At 68.0% G+C, this 21,551-nt stretch carries 21 protein-coding genes; 15 read left to right on the forward strand and 6 right to left on the reverse strand.

Annotated elements, in window-relative coordinates; all coding sequences use genetic code 11:
• Both AO501_RS14545 and AO501_RS14550 read right to left on the reverse strand, forming a co-directional pair.
• Nucleotides 1–854 (reverse strand): PE family protein (locus tag AO501_RS14545; protein ID WP_156452563.1); only part of this gene is annotated, 854 nt, incomplete at its 3' end.
• A gap of 161 nt (nucleotides 855–1,015) precedes the next feature.
• On the reverse strand, nucleotides 1,016–1,468 hold the full coding sequence (locus AO501_RS14550; protein WP_055578393.1) for a limonene-1,2-epoxide hydrolase: 453 nt from the start codon (nucleotides 1,466–1,468) through the stop codon (nucleotides 1,016–1,018).
• Nucleotides 1,469–1,511: 43 nt separating this feature from the next.
• On the opposite strand from AO501_RS14550, the gene AO501_RS14555 reads away from it, so the two are divergent.
• Together AO501_RS14555 and AO501_RS14560 are read left to right on the forward strand one after the other, a co-directional pair.
• The gene (locus AO501_RS14555) at nucleotides 1,512–2,678 is read left to right on the forward strand and encodes a glycosyltransferase (RefSeq protein WP_055578394.1); all 1,167 of its coding nucleotides are present in this window, start codon (nucleotides 1,512–1,514) and stop codon (nucleotides 2,676–2,678) included.
• 17 nt (nucleotides 2,679–2,695) lie between these two features.
• Nucleotides 2,696–2,890, forward strand: a complete 195-nt coding sequence (locus AO501_RS14560; RefSeq protein ID WP_055578395.1) for a DUF3046 domain-containing protein — start codon at nucleotides 2,696–2,698, stop codon at nucleotides 2,888–2,890.
• Nucleotides 2,891–2,904: 14 nt separating this feature from the next.
• Here the strand turns inward: AO501_RS14560 and AO501_RS14565 are convergent, their stop codons facing one another.
• Nucleotides 2,905–3,558, reverse strand: a complete 654-nt coding sequence (locus AO501_RS14565) for a (2Fe-2S)-binding protein (protein WP_055578453.1) — start codon at nucleotides 3,556–3,558, stop codon at nucleotides 2,905–2,907.
• A 168-nt stretch (nucleotides 3,559–3,726) separates the two neighbouring features.
• On the opposite strand from AO501_RS14565, the gene recA reads away from it, so the two are divergent.
• The 4 genes from recA (at nucleotide 3,727) to AO501_RS14585 (ending at nucleotide 7,498) form a co-directional block, all read left to right on the forward strand.
• Nucleotides 3,727–4,767, forward strand: coding sequence for a recombinase RecA (recA, locus tag AO501_RS14570; RefSeq protein WP_055578396.1), 1,041 nt, complete (start codon nucleotides 3,727–3,729; stop codon nucleotides 4,765–4,767).
• The gene (gene recX, locus AO501_RS14575) at nucleotides 4,733–5,257 is read left to right on the forward strand and encodes a recombination regulator RecX (protein WP_055578397.1); all 525 of its coding nucleotides are present in this window, start codon (nucleotides 4,733–4,735) and stop codon (nucleotides 5,255–5,257) included. The genes recA and recX overlap by 35 nt, the downstream gene beginning before the upstream one ends.
• A gap of 134 nt (nucleotides 5,258–5,391) precedes the next feature.
• Nucleotides 5,392–6,897, forward strand: coding sequence for a tRNA (N6-isopentenyl adenosine(37)-C2)-methylthiotransferase MiaB (miaB, locus tag AO501_RS14580; RefSeq protein ID WP_269435176.1), 1,506 nt, complete (start codon nucleotides 5,392–5,394; stop codon nucleotides 6,895–6,897).
• A 19-nt stretch (nucleotides 6,898–6,916) separates the two neighbouring features.
• Nucleotides 6,917–7,498 carry a hypothetical protein gene (locus AO501_RS14585; RefSeq protein ID WP_055578398.1) on the forward strand — a complete coding sequence of 194 codons (582 nt, stop codon included), beginning with the start codon at nucleotides 6,917–6,919 and terminating at the stop codon, nucleotides 7,496–7,498.
• Here the strand turns inward: AO501_RS14585 and AO501_RS14590 are convergent.
• The gene (locus AO501_RS14590) at nucleotides 7,495–8,865 is read right to left on the reverse strand and encodes a DUF349 domain-containing protein (RefSeq protein WP_055578399.1); all 1,371 of its coding nucleotides are present in this window, start codon (nucleotides 8,863–8,865) and stop codon (nucleotides 7,495–7,497) included. The genes AO501_RS14585 and AO501_RS14590 overlap by 4 nt on opposite strands.
• A gap of 522 nt (nucleotides 8,866–9,387) precedes the next feature.
• Between AO501_RS14590 and AO501_RS14595 the strand changes: the two genes are divergently transcribed.
• From AO501_RS14595 to AO501_RS14620, 6 genes are all read left to right on the forward strand, one after another.
• A complete protein-coding gene (locus AO501_RS14595; protein WP_055578400.1) occupies nucleotides 9,388–10,323 on the forward strand; it encodes a DMT family transporter in 936 nt (311 codons plus the stop codon).
• A gap of 25 nt (nucleotides 10,324–10,348) precedes the next feature.
• On the forward strand, nucleotides 10,349–11,035 hold the full coding sequence (locus AO501_RS14600) for a hypothetical protein (RefSeq protein ID WP_055578401.1): 687 nt from the start codon (nucleotides 10,349–10,351) through the stop codon (nucleotides 11,033–11,035).
• Entirely contained in the window at nucleotides 11,032–11,952 is a 921-nt protein-coding gene (gene miaA / locus AO501_RS14605) for a tRNA (adenosine(37)-N6)-dimethylallyltransferase MiaA (protein WP_055578402.1), read from the forward strand. Before AO501_RS14600 ends, miaA begins: the two co-directional genes overlap by 4 nt.
• A gap of 13 nt (nucleotides 11,953–11,965) precedes the next feature.
• Entirely contained in the window at nucleotides 11,966–12,838 is an 873-nt protein-coding gene (dapF, locus tag AO501_RS14610; RefSeq protein ID WP_055578403.1) for a diaminopimelate epimerase, read from the forward strand.
• 46 nt (nucleotides 12,839–12,884) lie between these two features.
• Nucleotides 12,885–14,321 (forward strand): GTPase HflX, encoded by a 1,437-nt coding sequence (hflX, locus tag AO501_RS14615; protein ID WP_055578404.1) that lies wholly within the window; start codon nucleotides 12,885–12,887, stop codon nucleotides 14,319–14,321.
• A gap of 89 nt (nucleotides 14,322–14,410) precedes the next feature.
• Complete coding sequence (locus AO501_RS14620) at nucleotides 14,411–15,571, forward strand: acyl-CoA dehydrogenase family protein (RefSeq protein ID WP_055578405.1); 1,161 nt, start codon at nucleotides 14,411–14,413, stop codon at nucleotides 15,569–15,571.
• A gap of 3 nt (nucleotides 15,572–15,574) precedes the next feature.
• Here AO501_RS14620 and AO501_RS14625 read toward each other — a convergent pair whose 3' ends face one another.
• Nucleotides 15,575–16,741, reverse strand: coding sequence for a TerC/Alx family metal homeostasis membrane protein (locus AO501_RS14625; protein ID WP_055578455.1), 1,167 nt, complete (start codon nucleotides 16,739–16,741; stop codon nucleotides 15,575–15,577).
• 302 nt (nucleotides 16,742–17,043) lie between these two features.
• Between AO501_RS14625 and AO501_RS14630 the strand changes: the two genes are divergently transcribed.
• Nucleotides 17,044–19,356: an LGFP repeat-containing protein gene (locus AO501_RS14630; RefSeq protein WP_082658634.1), complete on the forward strand. Its 2,313-nt coding sequence runs from the start codon at nucleotides 17,044–17,046 to the stop codon at nucleotides 19,354–19,356.
• Nucleotides 19,357–19,382: 26 nt separating this feature from the next.
• On the opposite strand, the gene lexA is transcribed toward AO501_RS14630, so the two are convergent.
• The gene (lexA, locus tag AO501_RS14635; protein WP_055578406.1) at nucleotides 19,383–20,117 is read right to left on the reverse strand and encodes a transcriptional repressor LexA; all 735 of its coding nucleotides are present in this window, start codon (nucleotides 20,115–20,117) and stop codon (nucleotides 19,383–19,385) included.
• A 293-nt stretch (nucleotides 20,118–20,410) separates the two neighbouring features.
• On the opposite strand from lexA, the gene AO501_RS14640 reads away from it, so the two are divergent.
• The gene (locus tag AO501_RS14640) at nucleotides 20,411–20,917 is read left to right on the forward strand and encodes a LysM peptidoglycan-binding domain-containing protein (protein WP_082658635.1); all 507 of its coding nucleotides are present in this window, start codon (nucleotides 20,411–20,413) and stop codon (nucleotides 20,915–20,917) included.
• Nucleotides 20,918–21,079: 162 nt separating this feature from the next.
• Nucleotides 21,080–21,541: a transcriptional regulator NrdR gene (gene nrdR, locus AO501_RS14645; RefSeq protein WP_055578407.1), complete on the forward strand. Its 462-nt coding sequence runs from the start codon at nucleotides 21,080–21,082 to the stop codon at nucleotides 21,539–21,541.
• The last annotated feature ends 10 nt before the right edge of the window (nucleotides 21,542–21,551 follow it).

Genomic DNA, 21,551 nt, shown 5'->3' on the forward strand with positions numbered 1-21,551 from the left:
CCCGCTCCGCCGATGCCACCCCGGTTCGTGGGGTCGCCACCCGCCCCACCGACTCCACCGGCGCCACCCGCACCGAACAGACCGCCCGCGCCGCCGGCGCCGCCGGCGCCACCGGTGTTGCCGGCGAAGTTGGCCGAGCCGCCAATGCCGCCGTTGCCGCCGGCGCTGAACAGTCCGCCTGCGCCGCCTGCGCCGCCTGCGCCGCCGTTCAAGCTGCCGGCAAGGTCGGTCCAGCCGCCGTTGCCGCCGTTGCCGGCGCGGCCGAAGAGCAGCCCGGCCGCCCCACCATTGCCGCCGGCCCCACCGGCTTTGCCTGCGGCGGTTGAGAACGAACCATCACCGCCGGTGCCGCCGTTGCCGAACAGGCCTGCCGCCCCGCCGTTACCACCTTTCTGGCCGGCACCGCCCAGGCCGGATCCACCGTTGCCGCCGTTGCCCCACAGAATCCCGCCGGCCCCGCCGTCGGCTCCGGTCCCCGGTTTGCCGTTCGCGCCGTTACCGATCAGAGGGCGCCCGAGCGTCGCGAGGAAAGGTGCGTTGACGAGGTCCAGCACGCTCTGCAACGGGGTCGCGGCGGCGGCTTCTGCGGCCGCGTATTGCCCTGCGCCCGCGCTAAGGGCTTGCACGAATTGTTGATGGAACGCCTCAGCCTGGACGCTGAGGGCCTGATAGGACTGGGCGTGCCCGCTGAAGACCGCGGCGACGGCCGCCGAGATCTCGTCCGCGCCCGCGGACAGCAACGACACCGTCGGGGCCGTCGCCGCGGCGTTGGCTGCGCTGACCGTCGAGCCGAGGCTGGCCAAGTCCGATGCGGCCGCCGTCACTGACTCCGGAGTGATGAAAACAAACGACATCCCAGACCTCCACACGCCATGCCCAATAGGTCATGCCCGTCCGGGGTCGCCAGCTCACCCTCGAGACTCGGCAGAAGGATGGTATAGCGATGCGGCGCGCGCGGTTTCGGAATCTGATGCGGTATTTCGCATTTTGTCCGGTGCCGTGACGGCGGATGCCGTTACAGCGTCGCGCGCAGCGACGGAACCACCACTCCGGCCACGCCGCGCAGCGTCGCCTTCAGCATGTCGAAGCTGTCGAAGTAGTCGCGCCACAGCGTGATCCGCCCGTCTTGCAGCTCGAAGGTCCCGCAGACCCAGAACTGCAGCCGCAGTGGGCCCAGGATCAGTGCGTCGGTGCGCTCGGTGAGGACGGCGGAACCGTCGGCGGCGATGCGGTGGATCTTCACCTCGAAGCCGATGCGCCCCTGCATCTTGCTCAGCAGCGCTGTCGTCTTGCGGCCGCCCCGAATTCGGGAGAACCCGACGTTCTCGTAGACGAGGTTGTCGTGCAGCAACTCGTCGACGGTGTCGAAGTCCTCGGCCTGCAGGGCATTGAGGAAGTCCTCGACCGCACGGATGTTGTCGGTGGTGTCGGCTCCGGATCCGGGCCCTTTCTGAGTCAGCTCAGTCATAGTCGCCAGCGTAGGCGAGCCCGGGTGTGGCAGGGTGAGGCGGATGCGCGTCGCCGTGGTCGCCGGACCCGATCCGGGACACTCGTTTCCCGCGATTGCGCTGTGCCGACGCTTCCTGGCGGCCGCGGATTCGCCCACGTTGTTGACCGGGGTGGAGTGGCTGGACACCGCCCGCGCGGCGGGGATCGACGCGGTGGAGCTGGACGGCCTGGTGGCCACCGACGACGATCTCGACGCGGGGGCCCGGATTCACCGGCGCGCCGCACGGATGGCGGTGCTCATCGCGCCGACCTTGCGTGACCTGGCGCCGGATCTGATTGTGTCCGATGTCATTACGTCTGGCGGCGGCCTGGCCGCCGAGCTGCTCGGGATCCCGTGGGTCGAGCTCTGCCCGCACCCGCTCTACCTGCCGTCGAAAGGGTTGCCGCCGATCGGGAGCGGACTTGCGCCCGGCACCGGGCTGCGGGGCAAGCTGCGCGACACGGTGATGCGGGCGCTGACGGCGCGGTCCGTGCGGGCGGGGCTGGAGCAGCGGTCGGCCGTCCGGGTCGAGATCGGCCTGCCGGCGCGTGATCCCGGGCCAGTGCGACGGTTGATCGCCACTCTGCCCGCACTGGAGGTGCCCCGCCCGGACTGGCCGGCCGAGGCCGTCGTGGTGGGCCCGTTGCATTTCGAACCGACCGACCGGGTGCTGCAGATCCCGCCGGGTTCGGGGCCGGTGGTGGTGGTCGCGCCGTCGACGGCGTCCACCGGCACCATCGGGATGGCCGAGCTGGCATTGCAATCCCTCAGGCCGGGGGAGACGTTGCCCGCGGGTGCACGGGTGATGGTTTCCCGGCTTGGTGGTGACGAACTGGCCGTCCCGCCCTGGGCCGCGGTAGGGCTGGGCCGTCAGGACGAGCTGTTGACACATGCGGACGTGGCGGTCTGCGGCGGCGGCCATGGGATGGTCGCCAAGGCCCTGCTGGCCGGGGTGCCGCTGGTGGTGGTCCCCGGCGGAGGGGATCAGTGGGAGATCGCCAACCGGGTGGTACGTCAGGGCAGCGGGCGGTTGATCAGGCCATTGACCGGCGAGGCGCTGGCGGCAGAGGTTAACGAGGTGCTGGCGTCACCGTGTTATCGGGTTGCGGCCCAGCGGGCCGCCGCCAGCGCGGCCGAGGTCGCCGATCCGGTGCAGGTGTGTCACGAGGCGTTGGCGGTCGCCCGCTGACCGGTAGGTTGGCGGGCGTGCGGCTGACCGAGTTCAACGAACGGGTGGTGCTGCGCTTCGGCGCTGCATATGGATCTTCGGTGCTGGTCGACCACGTGCTGACCGGGCTGGGCGGGCGTACCGCGGCCCAGGCGATCGAGGAGGGCATCGAGCCGCGCGAGGTGTGGCGGGCTTTGTGCGCCGACTTCGACGTGCCGCGCGATCAGTGGTGACCCCCCCTGCAGATTCAGCGCAGCGCGCAGTCGCCGCACGTGCCCCCGCCCGGGATGCGGTAGTAGAGGCAACAGCTGTTGCGCCGGAAATCCAGCTTCGCGCTGGTGATCACGCCGGTGCCGGCCAGGTTGCCGATGTCCAGCAACGCGGACGTGGTCCGGGCGATCGTCACGCGAAGATCGGGGCGCGCCAGCATCAGCTGCCGTGACGTGCCCACCAGCGCCGACGCGATGTTGCCGTAGAGCAGTCCGGGCGCCAGGCCGACCCGCAAGCCGGCCCCAAGCCGGTCCAAGTGGTCCTGCACCACGATCCGGTACATCAGCTCGGGGGCGACGGTCTCGACAGGCACTCCGACGGGCTCCGGAAGCCGTAACCGGGCGCCGTCGTCGGCACGCTGCAGGTCGGCCAGGTCCGGGACGACGCCGTGGGCCAGTGCGCACGCGAGAACCGGTGACCATAGCCGGGCGGCGTGCCCGAGCTGTACCAGAGACGCGCCGATGCGCAGGTCGGATGTCCCGTACCGCGTGGCGGTGGCGTCGACGAGGTCTGAAAAGCCGATGGCGTAGGACCGCGCGACAGGGTGCCACCCGGCCGGATCTCCGCCCACGGTCAGGGCGAAAAACCCGCCATAGGCGGAAATTTCGGCCAGTTCCGCAGCGATGTTCATGTGTTCTTCGAGGTGATCCTGCCACACGCGGCGTGTCGAACTCGAGTCGAACAGGTGTTCGGCTACTGTGGTGATCATTCGGAGATCTCAACTTGTCGGTGGCCTTCTCTAGTGTCACGGACAACCGACCGATACCGGTCACCGAACACCGACTACAGGAGAGGCATCATGGCTCAAGCCCCCGATCGCGAGAAGGCTCTCGAACTGGCTATGGCCCAGATCGAGAAGAGTTACGGCAAAGGCTCGGTGATGCGCCTCGGAGACGAGGTCCGCCAGCCCATTTCGGTGATCCCGACCGGGTCCATCGCACTGGACGTGGCCCTGGGCATCGGGGGCCTCCCCCGGGGCCGTGTCATTGAGATCTATGGCCCGGAGTCCTCGGGTAAGACCACCGTCGCGCTGCACGCGGTGGCCAACGCCCAGGCTGCCGGCGGTGTCGCGGCGTTCATCGACGCCGAGCACGCGCTGGATCCGGACTACGCCAAGAAGCTTGGCGTCGACACCGATTCGCTGTTGGTCAGCCAGCCGGACACCGGAGAGCAGGCGCTCGAGATCGCCGACATGCTGATCCGTTCGGGTGCGCTCGACATCGTGGTCATCGACTCGGTGGCGGCGCTGGTGCCGCGCGCGGAACTCGAAGGCGAGATGGGTGACAGCCACGTCGGCCTGCAGGCCCGGCTGATGAGCCAGGCGCTGCGGAAAATGACTGGTGCACTGAACAATTCGGGCACCACGGCGATCTTCATCAACCAGCTTCGGGACAAGATCGGGGTGATGTTCGGCTCGCCCGAGACGACCACGGGCGGCAAGGCCCTGAAGTTCTACGCGTCGGTGCGTTTGGACGTCCGGCGGATCGAGACGCTCAAGGACGGCACCAATGCGGTGGGTAACCGCACCCGGGTCAAAGTGGTCAAGAACAAGGTGTCGCCGCCGTTCAAGCAGGCCGAGTTCGACATTCTCTACGGCAAGGGCATCAGCAGGGAAGGGTCGCTGATCGACATGGGTGTCGACCAGGGCTTCATCCGCAAGTCCGGTGCCTGGTTCACCTACGAGGGTGAGCAACTCGGTCAGGGCAAGGAGAACGCGCGCAACTTCCTGCTCGAAAACGGCGACATCGGCAACGAGATCGAGAAGAAGATCAAGGAAAAGCTCGGCATTGGCGCAGTGGTGACCGATGACAGCGTCCTGCCCGCCCCCGTCGACTTCTGAGTCCTCTCGTCGCGAGGAGCAGGCGCGGGCGCTGTGCCTGCGCCTGCTCACCGCGCGATCGCGGACCAGGGCCGAGTTGGCCGGTCAGTTGGCCAAGCGGGGATACCCCGACGACGTCAGCAACCGGGTGCTTGATCGGCTGGCCGGCGTCGGCTTGGTCGATGACACCGACTTCGCCGAGCAATGGGTGCAGTCGCGGCGGGCCAAGGCCGGAAAGAGCAAGCGCGCGCTGGCCGCCGAGTTGCACACGAAGGGTGTCGATAACGAGGTGATCGACACGGTGCTGGCCGGTATCGACGCCGGCGCCGAACGGGAGCGGGCAGAGCAGCTGATACGGGCCAAACTGCGGCGTGAAGTGCTCAGCGAGGACGACGCCCGAGTGACTCGCAGGCTGGTCGGGATGCTGGCCCGCCGCGGGTACAGCCAGACGGTGGCGTGCGAGGTGGTACTGGGCGAGTTGGTGGCCGAACGGGAGCGCCGGCGGGTCTGAAAGGGCCCGGCCGGCGCGGCCGCTGCGGCGGTCGCCACGCAGGCCGACAACCAAGGCCGACAACCAGGGCCTGCGTGGTGCGCCAGTACGATGGCTCCGTGACTTCGACGGTGGCACCGGGCTCGCCGGGCGCTCTGGGCGCGCCAGCTGATGCTGTGGTGAACGCCGAGTCGGGCCGCACCTACCAGGTACGCACCTACGGCTGTCAGATGAACGTCCACGATTCCGAACGCCTCGCCGGACTGCTCGAATCGGCCGGCTACCGGCGTGCGGCCGACGGTGCCGACGCCGACATCGTCGTCTTCAACACCTGCGCGGTCCGTGAGAACGCCGACAACAAGCTCTACGGCAACCTCAGCCACCTGGCGCCGCGCAAGCGCAGCAATCCCGACATGCAGATCGCGGTCGGCGGCTGCCTGGCGCAAAAGGACCGGGATGCGGTGCTGCGCAAGGCACCCTGGGTCGACGTCGTCTTCGGCACCCACAACATCGGGTCGCTGCCCACGCTGCTCGAACGGGCCCGGCACAACAACGAGGCCCAGATCGAGATCGCCGAAGCGTTGCAGGAATTTCCGTCGTCGCTGCCCAGTGCCCGTGAATCCGCTTACGCTGCTTGGGTTTCCATCTCGGTGGGCTGCAACAACAGCTGCACGTTCTGCATCGTGCCCTCGCTGCGGGGCAAGGAGGTCGACCGCAGCCCGGCTGACATCCTGGCCGAGGTGCGGTCGCTGGTGGATACCGGGGTGCTCGAGGTCACTCTGCTCGGCCAGAACGTCAACGCCTACGGCGTCTCATTCGCCGACCCGGCCATCCCGCGTAACCGGGGTGCCTTCGCGGAACTGCTGCGGGCCTGCGGCGACATCGAGGGCCTGGAACGTGTCCGCTTCACCTCGCCACACCCGGCCGAGTTCACCGACGACGTCATCGAGGCGATGGCACAGACGCCCAACGTCTGCCCGGCGCTGCACATGCCGCTGCAATCGGGATCGGACCGGATCCTGCGCGCGATGCGGCGTTCCTACCGCGCCGAGCGCTATCTCGGCATCATCGAACGGGTACGGGCGGCCATGCCGCACGCCGCCATCACCACCGATCTGATCGTCGGCTTCCCCGGGGAAACCGAACAAGACTTCGCCGCCACCCTCGATGTCGTGGCCCAGGCCCGTTTCTCGGCCGCGTTCACCTTCCAGTACTCCCAGCGCCCCGGCACCCCCGCCGCCGAACTTCCCGATCAGTTGCCGAAAGCCGTTGTGCAGCAACGGTACGAGCGGCTGGTCGAACTGCAGGAGCGGATCTCGCTGGAGCACAACAGCGCGCTGGTCGGTCAGGCCGTCGAGTTGCTGGTCGCCACCGGCGAAGGACGCAAGGACAGCCGCACCGCGCGCATGACCGGCCGCGCCCGCGACGGCCGGCTGGTGCACTTCGCCGCCGGCGACCGGCAGGTGCGCCCCGGCGATGTCATCACCACCGTGGTCACCGACGCCGCGCCCCACCATCTCATCGCCGACGCCGGCATCCTGACGCACCGGCGCACCCGCGCCGGCGATGCGCACGCCTCGGGTCGAAGTGGTGTCGGACTGGGTATGCCTGGTATCGGGGCACCTGTCGCGCCGGCTCAGCCGGCCGGCTGCGGCCAATAAACGAACGGAGAACCTTCACGTGGCGGAATTCGACGCCTACCGGTCTGAACTCGAGGCGGCCGAACGCCGGGTGGCGCGGGAAATCGAGCCGGGGGCCAGGGCCCTCGTGGTCGCGATTCTCGTGTTCGTCCTGCTGGGATCGTTCATCCTGCCGCACACCGGCAGCGTGCGGGGCTGGGACGTGCTGTTCAACAGCCACGGCGCCGATTCCGCTGTGGTCGGCCTGCCGCAGCAGGTATTCACCTGGCTGGCACTGGTGTTCAGCGTCGGCTTCTCGATTCTGGCCCTGCTGACCCGGCGTTGGGCGGTGGCCTGGGTGGCCCTGGCCGGTTCCATGCTGGCCAGCTTCACGGGCCTGTTGGCTGTCTGGTCGCGCCAGACCGCCCCGGCGGGCCACCCCGGACCCGGCATCGGGCTGTTCGTCGCGTGGATCACCGTGATCCTGCTGACGTTCCACTGGGCCCGGGTGGTGTGGCAGCGCACCATCGTCCAACTGGCCGCCGAGGAGCAGCGCCGGCGCGTGGTCGCACAGGACCAGTCCAGGACACTGCTGGACACTCTGAAAACCGAAGAGCCGGACGGCGAGCCGAAGAACCCCTAAGACCTGCGGGTCAACGCTTTGGCCGCGGCATCGGCCCACTGACGCCACTGTTCGGCATTCGCGTTGGCCTCGTCGGCTTCCTTGGTCTTCCCGGCCGCAGCCGCCTTCGCGGCCTGCTGTTCGAACTGCTCGGCGCGGGCGCGGAACTGCTCGGCACGGGCCTGCGCCTGCGGGTCGGCCCAGTCCGACTCTCCAGCGTCTCGCACCTTCTTCTCGACCGCGCGCAGTCGCCGCTCCAACTCGGCGGACCGCTCCCTGGGGACCTTGCCGATCGCGTCCCACTTGTCGGCGATGCTGCGCAGCGCCGCCCGTGCGGCGTCGTGGTTGCTGGTGTCGATCTTCTCGGCGTCGGCCAGCAGTGCCTCTTTGGCGGCGGCGTTGGCGCGGAACTCCGCGTCCTTTTCCGCGGTGACCGCGTTGCGGGCGCTGAAGAACGAGTCCTGAGCGGCCTTGAACCGGCGCCACAGGGCGTCATCGACGTCCTTGCTCGCGCGGCCCGCGCCTTTCCACTCGGTCAGCAACTTGCGGAATTCCGCGCTGGTGGCTGTCCAGTCGGTGGAGTCGGACAACGCTTCGGCCCGCTCGCATAACCGCTCCTTGGCCTGGCGCACACCGGAGCGCTCCCGGTCGAGTTCGGCGAAGTGCGATCCGCGCCGCCGGTTGAAGATCTCGCGGGCCGCGGAGTAGCGCTTCCACAGCGCGTCGTCGACCTTGCGGTCCAGGCCGGTGATCGTCTTCCATTCGTCGAGGATCGCCCGCATCCGGTCTCCGGCGGACTTCCACTGCGTCGAGTTGGCGGCCAGATCCTCGGCCTCCGCGGCGAGTGCCTCCTTGCGGGCGGTCTGGGCGGCGCGGTGCTCCATGCGCCGGGAGCGGTGTGCGGTGACGTAGACGTCGATGCGGGCGCGGATGTCGGACAACCGGCCGGCCAGCGCGTCGATGTCGCCGAGCACGCAGGCCGTCGGCAGGGTCTCGAGCAGGGCCCCCGCGTTGGCGTTGATCTTGCGGGGATCCCCGGTGCCCGACACCAAGCGCTCCTCCATGAGGGCGATCTCGGTGCTCAGGTCGTCGTAGCGCCTGCCGAAATATGCGAACGCCGCGTCGGCGTCGCCGGCCTGCCACGAACCGACCACGCGCTCGCCGGATGCGCTGAGCAGCCATACCGTGCCGTCGTCGTCGACACGTCCGAACCGGTGCGGATCGCTGTGCGGCAATGTCGACGTCGGATGTGCCGACGCATGGGCGGCGGGGCGGGGAGCCGCGCCCGGCCGGGGACCGGGTCGTGGCCCCGGTCGTGGGCCCGGAACCGGTCTGGAGACCGGTTCTGCTGTTGCTGCGTCGTTGCTGCTGGGCTGCTCACCCGTCATTGCGCTCGTCACCTACCCTCTGCCAGTAGCGCGGTCGACTTCCCGCGCAGCTGCCGCGCGAAGCGGCACCCGTCCGGTCGGCGACTCTGGTGAACCCCCGCGGTCTCCGACCGGTTTCCAACAAGTATTCAAGCAGCTTGACAGGCGGTCTGCCCCCACCTTCCGATGACCCGGTGCCATTTTCCGCCAGGCTGACCGATCGTGGCGGCGGCCCGCGGCGGGGCGGCCATCTTGGCGCCGTCGCACGGCGGCGTGAAAACCCAGCTGACGTGGGTAACGAAACGATTCCCGTTGGGTTGCACGTGATAGCGAACGGGCGCGGGCGGGTACCGTTACCTAGGACGCCCGGTCGGACTTTCACAGCTGCCTCTCAGCTGATTCTGGGAGGAGCTCAGCTCGGTCAGAAAGTCTGGGCTGAGCATAATCACTGTTCAGAGCATGGGCAGAGCCATAGAGTGTTCGATGAACTGCCGGCGAACATCGCGGGAACGCTGGTGGCGAAATTGGGAATTGAGGGTCGCCATGTCAATGGTCGGAATCGCCGCGATAATCGCGATATTTGCAGCGCTCGCGTCGGCCACCGGGGACGTGATCCGGCAGCGCTCGGCTCACGAGATCACCGATGAAGAGGTAGGCCACCTCAAGCTGTTCGGCATGTCGCTGCGCGACGCCAAGTGGTGGACGGGCGGCGGGTGCGCGGTGCTCAATTACAGCCTGCAGGCGATGGCGCTGGTGTGGGCGTCGGTGATGCTGGTGACCGCACTGCAGGTGACCGCCCTGCTGTTCGCCCTGCCGATCTATGCGCGCCTCGCCCACCACAGAATCACCCGTTCGCAGTGGCTGTGGGCCACCGTGCTGGCCGCATCGCTCGCCGTGGTGATCATCGTCGGTGACCCGACAGCGGGCCATGACCGGGCGCCGCTGAGCACCTGGATCATCGTCGCGGCGGTGATGGGACCGCTCCTGGTGTCGTGCGTGGTCGCCGCCAAGGTGTGGTCCGGCCGGCCCCAGGCGGCCGCGCTGCTGGCGTTGGTGGCGGGCTCGTCGCTGGCGCTGTTCGCCGTGCTGACCAAGGGCGTGGTCGACGTTCTGCACCACCAAGGTCTGTGGGCCGCCGTCAGCTGCCCGGAGTTCTTCCCCTGGCTGGTCGTGATGCTGTGCGGCATGATCTTTCAGCAGTCCGCGTTCCGTGCCGGTTCGCTGACCGCTTCGTTGCCCACGATGACCGTCGCCAAGCCCGTGGTGGCGACCACGTTGGGGGTCCTCGTCCTCGGCGAGACGCTGGACGCGGACGGACCGGAAGGTGTCGTGCTCGCCATCGCCGCGGCCGCGGTGATCGCCGCGACGGTGGCACTGGCCCGCGGCGAGGCCGCCGAAATGGAAGCCGATGCCGAGAAGGCGCACCAGGCCGACGGGCCGGAAAAAGGCGCCGCGGTCAGCACCGCTGCTGACGGGTAGGACGCGGCCACGTTAGTTTGATCGCGTGCTGAGCGCCATCGCCATCGTTCCGTGCGCGCCGGTGCTTGTTCCCGAACTTGCCGGCGCCGCGCGTGCCGAGACCGCCGATCTAACAGCCGCCATCCTCGCCGCGGCGGCGGTGCTGCCGAACCGTTGGGTTGCCGTCGGAACCGGTCACGTGGACGCCGTCATAGGTTCTGACGGCCGCGGCACTTTCGCCGGATTCGGTGTCGACGTCCCGGTCCGCCTGGCGCCGAAACCGGTCGGCGGTGTCCAGGACCTGCCCCTCTGCGCGCTCATGGCCGCCTGGGTGCGTGGCCAGGCGCGACCAGACGGCTCCGTGGATGTTCATGTGTGCGCGGCCGACGGAGACCCCGTCACGGCGGTAACTCGCGGTCGGCAGTTGCGGGCCGAGATCGACGGGCAGGCTGACCCGATCGGCGTCCTGGTCGTGGCCGACGGCGCCAATACCCTGACCGCCAGGGCGCCCGGCGGCTTCGACCCCGCCGGCGAAGGCGCCCAGCAGCTCCTGGACGACGCGCTGGCCGGCGGCGATGTCGCAGCGCTGAGCCGGTTGCCGCAGCGGATCCTCGGCCGGGTGGCGTTCGCCGTGCTGGCCGGACTGGCCGGGCCAGGCCCGCGCTCGGCCAAGGAGCTCTACCGTGGTGCCCCCTACGGCGTGGGCTACTTCGCCGGCGTCTGGCTGCCGTGAGACCGCTGGCGATCATCGGCCCGACGGGTGCCGGCAAGTCGCAATTGGCGCTCGACGTCATCGAACGGCTCGGCGGTGCGGCAGAAGTCGTCAACGCCGACGCGATGCAGCTCTATCGCGGTATGGACATCGGGACCGCCAAATTGCCCGTCGAGCGGCGCCGCGGCATACCGCATCACCAACTCGACGTCCTCGACGTCACCGAGACGGCGACCGTGGCGCGCTACCAGCACGCGGCGGTCGCCGACATCGAAGCGATCCAGCGCAGGGGAGCGGTGCCGGTCGTGGTCGGCGGGTCCATGCTCTACATCCAGTCACTGCTGGACAACTGGGCGTTCCCCGCCACCGATCCGGCGGTACGGGGACGCTGGGAGCAGCGGCTGGCCGAGATCGGCGTCGCCCGGCTGCACGCCGAACTGGCCCGTCGTGATCCGGCCGCGGCGGCCGTCATCCTGCCCACCGACGGCCGGCGCACGGTGCGGGCGCTGGAGGTGATCGAGCTGACCGGCCGGCCGTTCGCGGCGTCCGCGCCGCGCATCGGCGCGCCCCGCTGGGGCACCGTCATCATCGGGTTAGATTGCGAGACAACAATTCTGGATGAGCGGCTGGCGCGCCGCACCGAGCTGATGTTCGCCGAAGGGCTGGTCGAGGAAGTACGCACGCTGCTGGGCCGCGGCCTGTGCGACGGGGTCACCGCGTCGCGGGCGCTGGGCTATGCGCAGGTGCTGGCGGCCCTGGATGCCGGCGGGACGCCGCAGCTGCTGCGCGAGGCGCAGGAGCAGACCTTCATCGGCACCCGTCGCTATGTGCGGCGCCAGCGTTCCTGGTTCCGCCGCGACCACCGCGTGCAGTGGATCGACCCGGGCGGTGCGGATGCCGTCGACGACGTGATCCGGGCCTGGCGGCACGTAACCTGATCTGGTGATGCCCATGAAGTTCGCCAAGGGTCACGGCACCCAGAACGACTTCGTTCTGCTTCCCGACCTGGATTGCCGGGTGGACCTGTCCGCTTCCCGGGTTGCGGCTCTGTGCGACCGGCGCCGTGGGCTGGGCGCTGACGGGGTACTGCGGGTCACCACCGCCGGTGCGGCGAGCGGCGCCGGTGTGCTCGAGCGGCTGCCCGACGGGGTCGGCGAATCCGACTGGTACATGGACTATCGCAACGCAGACGGGTCGACGGCGCAGATGTGCGGCAACGGGGTGCGGGTGTTCGCTCACTATCTCAGGGCCAGCGGGCTGGAGTCACGCGACGAGTTCGTCGTCGGATCGCTCGCCGGACCGCGACCGGTGACCCTGCACCATGCCGATTCGACCGACGCCGATGTCGCCGTGGACATGGGCAAGGCCAACAAGCTGGGCACCGGCGAGGCGGTAGTGGGCGGCAGGCGGTTCACCGGGGTGGCTGTCGACGTGGGTAATCCACACCTGGCGTGCGCGGATCCGCAGCTCACGGTGGACGCCCTGGCGGCGCTGGACGTCGCGGCGCCGGTGCGGTTCGACGCTGAGCAGTTCCCCGAGGGCGTCAACGTCGAGGTGCTCACCGTCCCGGTCGGCGGCCTGGTCCGCATGCGCGTGCACGAACGCGGCGTCGGCGAGACCCGCTCGTGTGGCACCGGAACGGTGGCAGCCGCCGTCGCCGCGCTGGCGGCCACCGGCGCCGACACCGGGGTGCTGACCGTGCGGGTGCCCGGTGGTGACGTCACCGTCACCATCACGGAAGCGACCAGCTACCTGCGCGGGCCGTCGGTGCTGGTCGCGCACGGCGAGGTGAGTGGGGAATGGTGGCGCGCGCAAGAGCGTTAAATCGGATGCATGACGCCGAATCGGCGTGCAACATTGCTAATTGCCTATGAAAAATTCTGAGTCTTTTCCCGAATTTGCTGACCGCACTGGGCCGGAGCCCAGCACCGGCGAGCTGGCCCTCGAAGACCGATCGGCACTGCGCCGGGTGGTCGGTCTGTCGACCGAACTCACCGACATCTCCGAGGTCGAGTACCGCCAGCTGCGCCTGGAACGTGTGGTGCTGGTCGGTGTCTGGACGGAGGGCACGTCGGCCGACAACCAGGCCAGCCTGGCGGAATTGGCGGCGCTCGCCGAAACTGCCGGCTCCCAGGTGCTCGAGGGACTGATCCAGCGGCGCGACCGCCCCGACCCGTCGACCTACATCGGCTCGGGCAAGGCCCAGGAACTCCGGGAGGTGGTGCTGGCCACCGGGGCCGACACCGTGATCTGCGACGGTGAGCTGTCCCCGGCCCAGCTGACCGCGCTGGAAAAGGCCGTCAAGGTCAAGGTCATCGACCGCACCGCGCTGATTCTGGACATCTTCGCCCAGCACGCCACCAGCCGGGAAGGCAAGGCGCAGGTCTCGCTGGCGCAGATGGAGTACATGCTGCCGCGGCTGCGCGGCTGGGGCGAGTCGATGTCGCGGCAGGCCGGCGGCCGGGCCGGCGGCAGCGGCGGCGGTGTGGGTCTTCGTGGCCCGGGTGAAACCAAGATCGAAACCGATCGGCGCCGCATCCGCGAACGCATGTCCAAGCTGAAGCGTGAGATCAGGGCGATGAAGCAGGTCCGCGACACCCAACGCAGCCGGCGCCTGCACGCCGATATGCCGTCGATCGCCATCGTCGGTTACACCAACGCGGGCAAATCCAGCGTGCTCAACGCGCTGACCGGGGCCGGGGTGCTGGTCCAGGACGCGCTGTTCGCCACGCTGGAACCCACCACCCGGCGCACCGAGTTCGACGACGGACGCCCTTTCGTGCTCACCGACACCGTCGGCTTCGTTCGGCACCTCCCCACCCAGTTGGTCGAGGCTTTCCGCTCCACTCTGGAAGAAGTCGTCGACGCGGACCTGCTGGTACACGTCGTCGACGGCTCCGACGTCAACCCGTTGGCCCAGATCAGCGCGGTTCGTCAGGTGATCTCGGATGTGGTCGCCGACCACGGGGCCGAAGCGCCGCCGGAATTGGTGGTGGTGAACAAGACCGACGCCGCGGGCGACCTGATGCTGGCCAGACTGCGCCACGAACTTCCCGGAGCGGTGTTCGTCTCCGCCCGCACCGGCGACGGCATCGACGCGCTGCGACGGCGGATGGCCGAGCTCGCGGTGCCGACCGACACCGCCGTCGACGTCGTCATCCCGTATGACCGCGGCGACCTGGTGGCGCGGGTGCACTCCGACGGGCGGGTCCATCAGGCTGACCACCAGGCCGACGGCACCAGAATCCAGGCGCGGGTCCCGGTGGCACTGGCCGCCGCGCTGCGCCAATTCGGGTCGGACACCTAACCAGGCGGACGCGCCCGCTCGACCAACCGCCCGGTTGGTATATGTTGGGCGCAAGAGTCTTCCACCTATGACAGCCGGAGGTCGCACCCATGGGCAGCGCCGTCAAGTATCAGCGCACACTTTTCGAACCCGAGCACGAGCTGTTCCGGGAGTCATACCGGGCATTCCTGGACCGCCACGTCGCGCCGTATCACGACGAATGGGAGAAGGCGCACATCGTCGACCGCGGGGTGTGGCTGGAAGCCGGCAAACAGGGCTTCCTGGGCATGGCGGTTCCGGAGGAGTACGGCGGCGGGGGCAACCCGGACTTCCGCTACAACACGATCGTCACCGAGGAGACCACCCGGGGACGCTACAGCGGCATCGGCTTCGGCCTGCACAACGACATCATTGCGCCCTACCTGCTGCATCTGGCCACCGAAGAGCAGAAGCAGCGCTGGCTACCGAAGTTCTGCACCGGAGAACTGATCACCGCGATCGCGATGACCGAGCCGGGCACCGGAAGTGACCTGCAGGGCATCAAGACCCGCGCGGTCAAAGAGGGCGATCACTATGTGCTGAACGGGTCAAAGACGTTCATCACCAACGGAATCAACTCCGACCTGGTGATCGTGGTGGCGCAGACCGACCCGGAGAAGGGCGCGCAGGGCTTCAGTCTGTTGGTCGTCGAGCGTGGCATGGAGGGCTTTGAGCGCGGCCGTCACCTCGACAAGATCGGCCTGGACGCGCAGGACACCGCCGAACTGTCGTTCACGGACGTGAAGGTTCCGGCCGAGAACCTGCTCGGCCAGGAGGGCATGGGCTTCATCTACCTGATGCAGAACCTGCCCCAGGAACGGCTGAACATCGCCGTCATGGCGGCAACAGCCATGGAAACGGTGCTTGAGCAGACACTGCAATACACCAAGGAGCGCAAGGCTTTTGGCAAGCCGATCGGTAGCTTCCAGAACAGCCGGTTCGTGCTGGCCGAGCTGGCTACCGAGGCCACCGTGGTACGCATCATGGTGGACAACTTCATCGCGCTGCACCTGGAGGGGAAGCTGACGGCCGAGCAGGCCGCGATGGCCAAGTGGTACTCCACCGAAAAGCAGGTTCATCTGATCGACCGCTGCCTGCAACTGCATGGTGGATACGGCTACATGCGCGAATACGATGTTGCCCGTGCCTATCTCGACGCCCGGGTGCAGACCATCTACGGCGGTACCACCGAGATCATGAAAGAGATCATCGGCCGTGGACTCGGTGTCTAGCGTCTAGCTCGCATCGTGCGCATCGTGCGCGCGTCGTAGCAGCGCCGCGAGTTCATGATCCTCGCGCGCCTCGTATTTGCTTGCCAGCGAGTTCATTTCGCGCTCCGCCCGCAACAATTCGGCATATGCCGCTTCGCGCTGCGCCGGATCCTGCGTCGAGGTCAGGTACTCGAGCGCGTGCCGGCGGGCCCGGCTCGCGGCGTTCTGTATGCGACCGCGCGCCGAAAGCAGCGACACCGCTGTGGTTGTGAGCAGCACGGCGACGATCACCAGCAGCGACACCGTGATACTCAACTCCACGACCGGGACCGGCCTGCCGTGGTTGATGAATGGAAGGTTGTTGTCGTGCAACGCTTCCAGGATCAGCTTCACGCCGATGAAGCCCAGAATCACGGCCAGGCCGTAGGTCAGATAGACCAGTCGATCGAGCAGGTTGTCGATCAGGAAGTACAGCTGACGCAGACCCATCAGCGAAAAGGCGGTCGCCGCGAAAACCAGGTAGATGTTCTGTGTCAGACCGAACATCGCCGGCACCGAATCGAAAGCGAACAACAGATCGGTGCCACCGACGGCGATCATCACCAGCAGTAGCGGTGTCATGACCCGTCGACCGTCCTGCACGACGAACAACCCGTCGCCGTCGTACTCCTTCGATGTCCGCAGGAAGCGACTGGCCAGCCGGATGACCAAGTTGTCGGCGTTACTCTCTTCTGTCTCTGCCGGTTTGGCGAGCTTTCCGGCCATGATCAGCAGCCCCACACCGAACAGGTAGAAGACCGAGTTGAAGTTGTTCAGGAGTGCGCCGCCCAGGACGATGAAGACGGTGCGCGCGATGAGCGCGAACGCGATACCGAACAACAGCACCTTCTGCTGCGCCACCCGCGGAACCCCGAAGCTGCTGATGATCAAGAGGAATACGAAAAGGTTGTCCACGGAAAGGGCTTCGTTGCTCAGGTAGCCCGCGAAGTATTCGACGGCCATGCGCGGGCTGCCCAGTACGGCGATGCAGATGCCGAAAAGCACCGCTATTCCGATATAGGTTGCCGACCAGGCTGCGGCCTGACGTAGCGTCGGCACGTGCGTCTTGCGTACCTGAAAGACATAGTCGAACAGCATCAACCCGGCGATCAGCACGATGGTCAAGGCCCAGCCAAGTCCGGAAACACCCATGCGCGCTGGATTTCCTCTCGCGGGATCGGCCGGCATGCCAGGCGGGATGTCGTCTCCGGCACGGTAACCCAACTGATGCCCGGGGCGCAGCGCGGTTTCTCGCGACATGAGCGCGGCACGGCATCATTTCGACATCGGCTCGGTATCCGTTTCCGTAATATGTACGATTTGACTTCGCATATCTCGTTCGCTAGAGCAAAGTTATGCGAGCCCGGAAGCGATGCGCATCGCTGCCGGGAAACGGCCCACGGCGGTGAATCCGCCTGCTCGCCAGGTGGGCAGGGCATCGGCTGGGAGGCTTGGTGAACGGGCAAAGGGGTCAATTGAGCAAGTTGGTCGGGCGTGCGCGAGTCGGCCTGACGGCCGCCGCGTTGGCCACCGGGCTGGCCCTGGCGCTGCTGGCGCCTACCGCGTCCGCGTCGCCGATCGGCGACGCCGAGGCGGCCATGATGGCCGCGTGGGACAAGGCCGGCGGCGCGTCATCGACGCTGGGGGCCAGGAAAGGCGACGTCTATCCCATCGGCGACGGGTTCGCTCTGGACTTCGACGGCGGCAAGATGTACTTCACCCCCGCCACCGGTGCCAAGTACATGTTCGGCCCCATCCTGGACAAATACGAATCGCTGGGCGGTCCGGCCAACAGTGATCTCGGTTTCCCGACCATCAACGAGGTACCCGGCCTCGCCGGACCCGACAGCCGGGTCAGCACATTCGCGGCCAGCGACAATCCGGTGATCTTCTGGACCCCCGATCACGGCGCGTTCGTGGTTCGCGGCGCCCTGAACGCAGCGTGGGACAAACTCGGCAGTTCCGGCGGAGTCCTGGGAGCGCCGACCGGGGACGAAACCTACGACGGTGAGGTGGCGTCGCAGAAGTTCACCGGCGGAGAGGTCTCCTGGAACAGGAAAACCAAGGAATTCAGCACCAACCCGCCGGCGCTGGCTGACCAGCTCAAAGGCCTTCAGATACCCATCGATCCCACCGCTGCCATCAACATGGCGTGGCGCGCGGCCGGCGGCGCGAACGGACCACTGGGGGCCAAGAAGGGCGGCCCGAGTCCGATCGGTGGCGACGGCATCGTCCAGGAGTTCAACGGCGGCAAGATCTTCTTCAGCCCGGCGACCGGCGCGAACGCCGTCGAAGGAGCGATCCTGCAGAAGTACGAGTCGTTGGGCGGACCGGTCAGCAGCGACCTCGGCTTCCCGATCGCCAACGAGGCCGACGGTGGAATCACGCCGGCCAGCCGGATCGCCACGTTCTCGGCCGCGGACAAGCCGGTGATCTTCTGGACTCCTGATCACGGCGCATTCGTCGTGCGCGGAGCCATGAAGGCGGCGTGGGACAAGCTCAAGGGAGCCACCGGCAAACTCGGCGCGCCGGTCGGCGACCAGGCGGTGGACGGCGACGTGGTATCGCAGAAGTTCACCGGCGGCAAGGTGTCGTGGAATCGCGCGAAGAACACCTTCACCACCGATCCGGCGAACCTCGCGCCGCTGCTGTCCGGCCTGCAGGTGTCGGGACAGAACCAGCCGAGCACCTCCGCGTCGCCCCCACCCGGCAAGAAGTTCACCTTCCACTGGTGGTGGTTGGCGGTGGCGGTGCCGGTGCTGCTGCTCATCCTGATGTCGGTGCTGGTGGTATTCGGCCTGCGCCGCCGTCGCGCCGGCCGGGCCGCTCCCGCTTACGACCGCGGCCATGACGTGGCCGACGAGTTCGACGCGGGTGCAGACGGGCGCTGGTCGCACGACGACGTCGATTACGGCTCCGAGCGCTTCCCGCCCGTCGAACACCACCCCGAAGAGCACGAGGTGCCGGAATACGGTGCAGCGCCGCGGGTGAGCTGGTCCAGAGGGGGCGGGACCCCGGCCGGTGTCGGGGAACGTGATCTCGGTGGCGAGGACTATCACGACGAGCGCGACCAGAGCGCCGATTACCGCGACGACTACGCCCGTGGCGCCGATGACTATGCCCACGGTGCCGAGCAGGAAACCGACTTCGAGGAATACGAACACGACGAGTTCGAAGGTGACGAGGATCCGGACGCGGTGGACACCACCCCGACGCCCATCGTGACGCGCGGCGCCTTCGGCCAGCTCGTCGAGGCCGAGCCGGAGGTCGCGGAAACGATCTCGCCGGAAGCCTTCGAGGCGGAGTCCTCGGTGCCGCGCAGCGAGGGTCCGGTAGCGCCGGAGGTGCCCGAAACCCATCCTGAGCACGAATTCCCGGACATCTTCTACCCCCGCGGTGGTCCCGCCGAAGAGGAGGTGCCCGACGCGGCCGCCTCGGATACCGTCGTCGGCGCACCCGAGCCGCGGAAGGGGCGGCATGCCGCCGCGGATGAACCGGGCTACGCACCGGCGGCGACGGAGGCGGCCTATGCCGCGCCGCCCCAGGCCGAGGCTCCTCTGGCCGCAGACACAGCGGCGCGGCCGACCATCCACCTACCCTTGGACGACGACCCGTATCGGGCGCCGGACGGCTACCCGATCAAGGCCAGCGCGCGGTTCGGCCTGTACTACACGCCCGACAGTGCGCTGTACCACGACACACTGGCCGAGATCTGGTTCGCCAGCGAGGTCGTCGCGCAAGCTAACGGCTTCGTCAAAGCCGACTGATCGCGACCTGCCTCAGCGCTCCGGCGCTACACCTTGCGGATGACGGTGACGACCTTGCCGAGCACGGTCGCGTCGTTTCCGGGGATCGGATCGAAGGCCGGATTGTGGGGCATCAGCCAGACCTGACCGCCCGCCCGCTTGAAGGTCTTCACGGTGGCCTCACCGTCGATCATGGCCGCCACGATGTCGCCGTTGTCGGCGACGTTCTGCTGGCGCACCACGACCCAGTCGCCGTCGCAGATGGCGGCTTCCACCATCGAGTCGCCGACGACCTTGAGCAGGAACAGCGTCCCTTCGCCGACCAGCTCTCGCGGTAGCGGGAAGACGTCTTCGACCGCCTCTTCGGCAAGTATCGGTCCGCCGGCGGCGATACGGCCCAGCACGGGTACGTAGGTAGGTTCCGGCAACACGTCCGACCCGGCCACGTCGGTGCCGATGGGTGTGACGGCGTCATCAGCCGCGCGGACATCGACGGCCCGCGGCCGATTGGCGTCCCGGCGCAGATAACCTTTGCGCTCCAGCGTGCGCAACTGGTGGGCCACCGAGGACGTCGACGTCAGGCCCACCGCGTCACCGATCTCGCGGATGCTGGGTGGATAGCCGCGGGTGGTGACCGAAGCGCGGATGACTTCGAGGATGGTGCGCTGCCGCTCGGTCAGCGCGGCATCGACGGCATGCAACCGGCCGTCTGCGGTGGCTCGTCCGGATGCGCTACCGGAACCGGCTCGATCAGCTACTGGGGGGTCGTTGCTGTCGCTCATGCCACTGAATGTAACCGCCACCGACCGAAGAATCAAACATGTGTTCGAGCGGCGTGTCGGAGCGGCCGGCGCAGCCTTCCTAGCGGCCCGGATCAGCGGAATCACAAGTGTGTAACTTTCGGATGGATCGGGTATTCGAAATTCATCCAGCTGGTTGCACCGACAAAACCTTGTCGGTGGTGAGGTCTACCGTTTTGCTCGTGCGACACGCCTCGCTCAGATGTTCGATATCGAATATGTGAGCGACTAGGGTCGAACACACGAGCGATATTTAGTCGACCGGAGGCAACGACATGACGATCAGCTACGCGGGCCCGCAGCGCATCTGGAACGGGCAGAGGCTGGTGAACAGGCCGGCAAACAGGCCGTTCGACGAGTCGCCTACATATCGCGGCGGGCAGATCCGGTCGAACCGGCCGGGTCCCAGCCGTCCGGCCGGCGCGCCCATGCATTACCGCGGCACCGGCGTTGCAATGTCGACAGCGTCGCACCGGCGGCGTCCGGTCTCGGTGCTGACGACGATGGGGCTGGCCCTGCTCGCCGGCATCATCACGCTGTGGCTGGGCTTGATGGCCAATTTCGGCAGTGTGCTGAACGACGAACCGGCCGGCGCGTCGGCGCAGGTACCGGCTGCACTCGCCGTGGTGCGCGTGGAGCCGGGTGAGTCGCTGCAGCAACTGGCCACCCGGGTCGCGCCCGGCGCCCCGGTTCGCGACGTGGTGGAACGGATCCGCAATCTCAACGCGCTGGACTCCAACGCGGTGGCCGCGGGCCAGACGTTGATCGCCCCGATCGGGTGAACCCGCGGGGAGCAGGACGAATTGCGCTCTGCGCCAACCTTGCTCGGTCGTCTCCACTGGCTGCTGGACTGATCGCGCCAGCGGTGGCCACGCCGGTGGCGCACAGGTACTCTCGGGGTGGTTCTGCGGTACCCCGAAGTCAGGCGCGGCAAAGGAGCGGCTATGCACTGCCCGTTCTGCCGGCACCCCGACTCGCGAGTGATCGATTCGCGGGAGACCGATGAAGGCCAGGCGATCCGCCGGCGCCGCTCGTGTCCCGAGTGCGGGCGCAGGTTCACCACCGTGGAGACCGCGGTGCTCGCGGTCGTCAAGCGCAGCGGCGTTACCGAACCCTTCAGCCGGGAAAAGGTGATCAGCGGCGTGCGCCGCGCCTGCCAGGGCCGCCAGGTAGACGACGATGCGCTGAACCTGTTGGCCCAGCAGGTCGAAGATTCAGTGCGGGCCGCGGGGCCGGAGGTGCCCAGTCACGAGGTCGGTCTTGCCATCCTGGGACCGCTGCGCGACCTCGACGAGGTGGCGTACCTGCGCTTCGCGTCGGTTTACCGGTCCTTCTCGTCGGCCGACGACTTCGAGCGGGAGATCGAGGCACTGCGTGCCCATCGCAACGTGTCGACTCCGGGCTGAGGCTCGATAG

The organism is Mycobacterium gordonae (assembly GCF_001417955.2).
Classification (GTDB): domain Bacteria; phylum Actinomycetota; class Actinomycetes; order Mycobacteriales; family Mycobacteriaceae; genus Mycobacterium; species Mycobacterium gordonae_B.

What these genes read in the sequence shown, in the direction of transcription:
- AO501_RS14620 (WP_055578405.1), top strand. Translation starts at nt 14,411, where the DNA reads ATGGGCAGCGCCGTCAAGTATCAGCGCACACTTTTCGAACCCGAGCAC.
- recX (WP_055578397.1), top strand. Translation starts at nt 4,733, where the DNA reads ATGACAGCGTCCTGCCCGCCCCCGTCGACTTCTGAGTCCTCTCGTCGC.
- hflX (WP_055578404.1), top strand. Translation starts at nt 12,885, where the DNA reads ATGAAAAATTCTGAGTCTTTTCCCGAATTTGCTGACCGCACTGGGCCG.
- AO501_RS14625 (WP_055578455.1), bottom strand. Translation starts at nt 16,741, where the DNA reads ATGGGTGTTTCCGGACTTGGCTGGGCCTTGACCATCGTGCTGATCGCC.
- AO501_RS14640 (WP_082658635.1), top strand. Translation starts at nt 20,411, where the DNA reads ATGACGATCAGCTACGCGGGCCCGCAGCGCATCTGGAACGGGCAGAGG.
- dapF (WP_055578403.1), top strand. Translation starts at nt 11,966, where the DNA reads ATGAAGTTCGCCAAGGGTCACGGCACCCAGAACGACTTCGTTCTGCTT.
- lexA (WP_055578406.1), bottom strand. Translation starts at nt 20,117, where the DNA reads ATGAGCGACAGCAACGACCCCCCAGTAGCTGATCGAGCCGGTTCCGGT.
- nrdR (WP_055578407.1), top strand. Translation starts at nt 21,080, where the DNA reads ATGCACTGCCCGTTCTGCCGGCACCCCGACTCGCGAGTGATCGATTCG.
- AO501_RS14555 (WP_055578394.1), top strand. Translation starts at nt 1,512, where the DNA reads ATGCGCGTCGCCGTGGTCGCCGGACCCGATCCGGGACACTCGTTTCCC.
- AO501_RS14565 (WP_055578453.1), bottom strand. Translation starts at nt 3,558, where the DNA reads ATGAACATCGCTGCGGAACTGGCCGAAATTTCCGCCTATGGCGGGTTT.
- AO501_RS14590 (WP_055578399.1), bottom strand. Translation starts at nt 8,865, where the DNA reads ATGACGGGTGAGCAGCCCAGCAGCAACGACGCAGCAACAGCAGAACCG.
- AO501_RS14595 (WP_055578400.1), top strand. Translation starts at nt 9,388, where the DNA reads ATGTCAATGGTCGGAATCGCCGCGATAATCGCGATATTTGCAGCGCTC.
- recA (WP_055578396.1), top strand. Translation starts at nt 3,727, where the DNA reads ATGGCTCAAGCCCCCGATCGCGAGAAGGCTCTCGAACTGGCTATGGCC.
- AO501_RS14550 (WP_055578393.1), bottom strand. Translation starts at nt 1,468, where the DNA reads ATGACTGAGCTGACTCAGAAAGGGCCCGGATCCGGAGCCGACACCACC.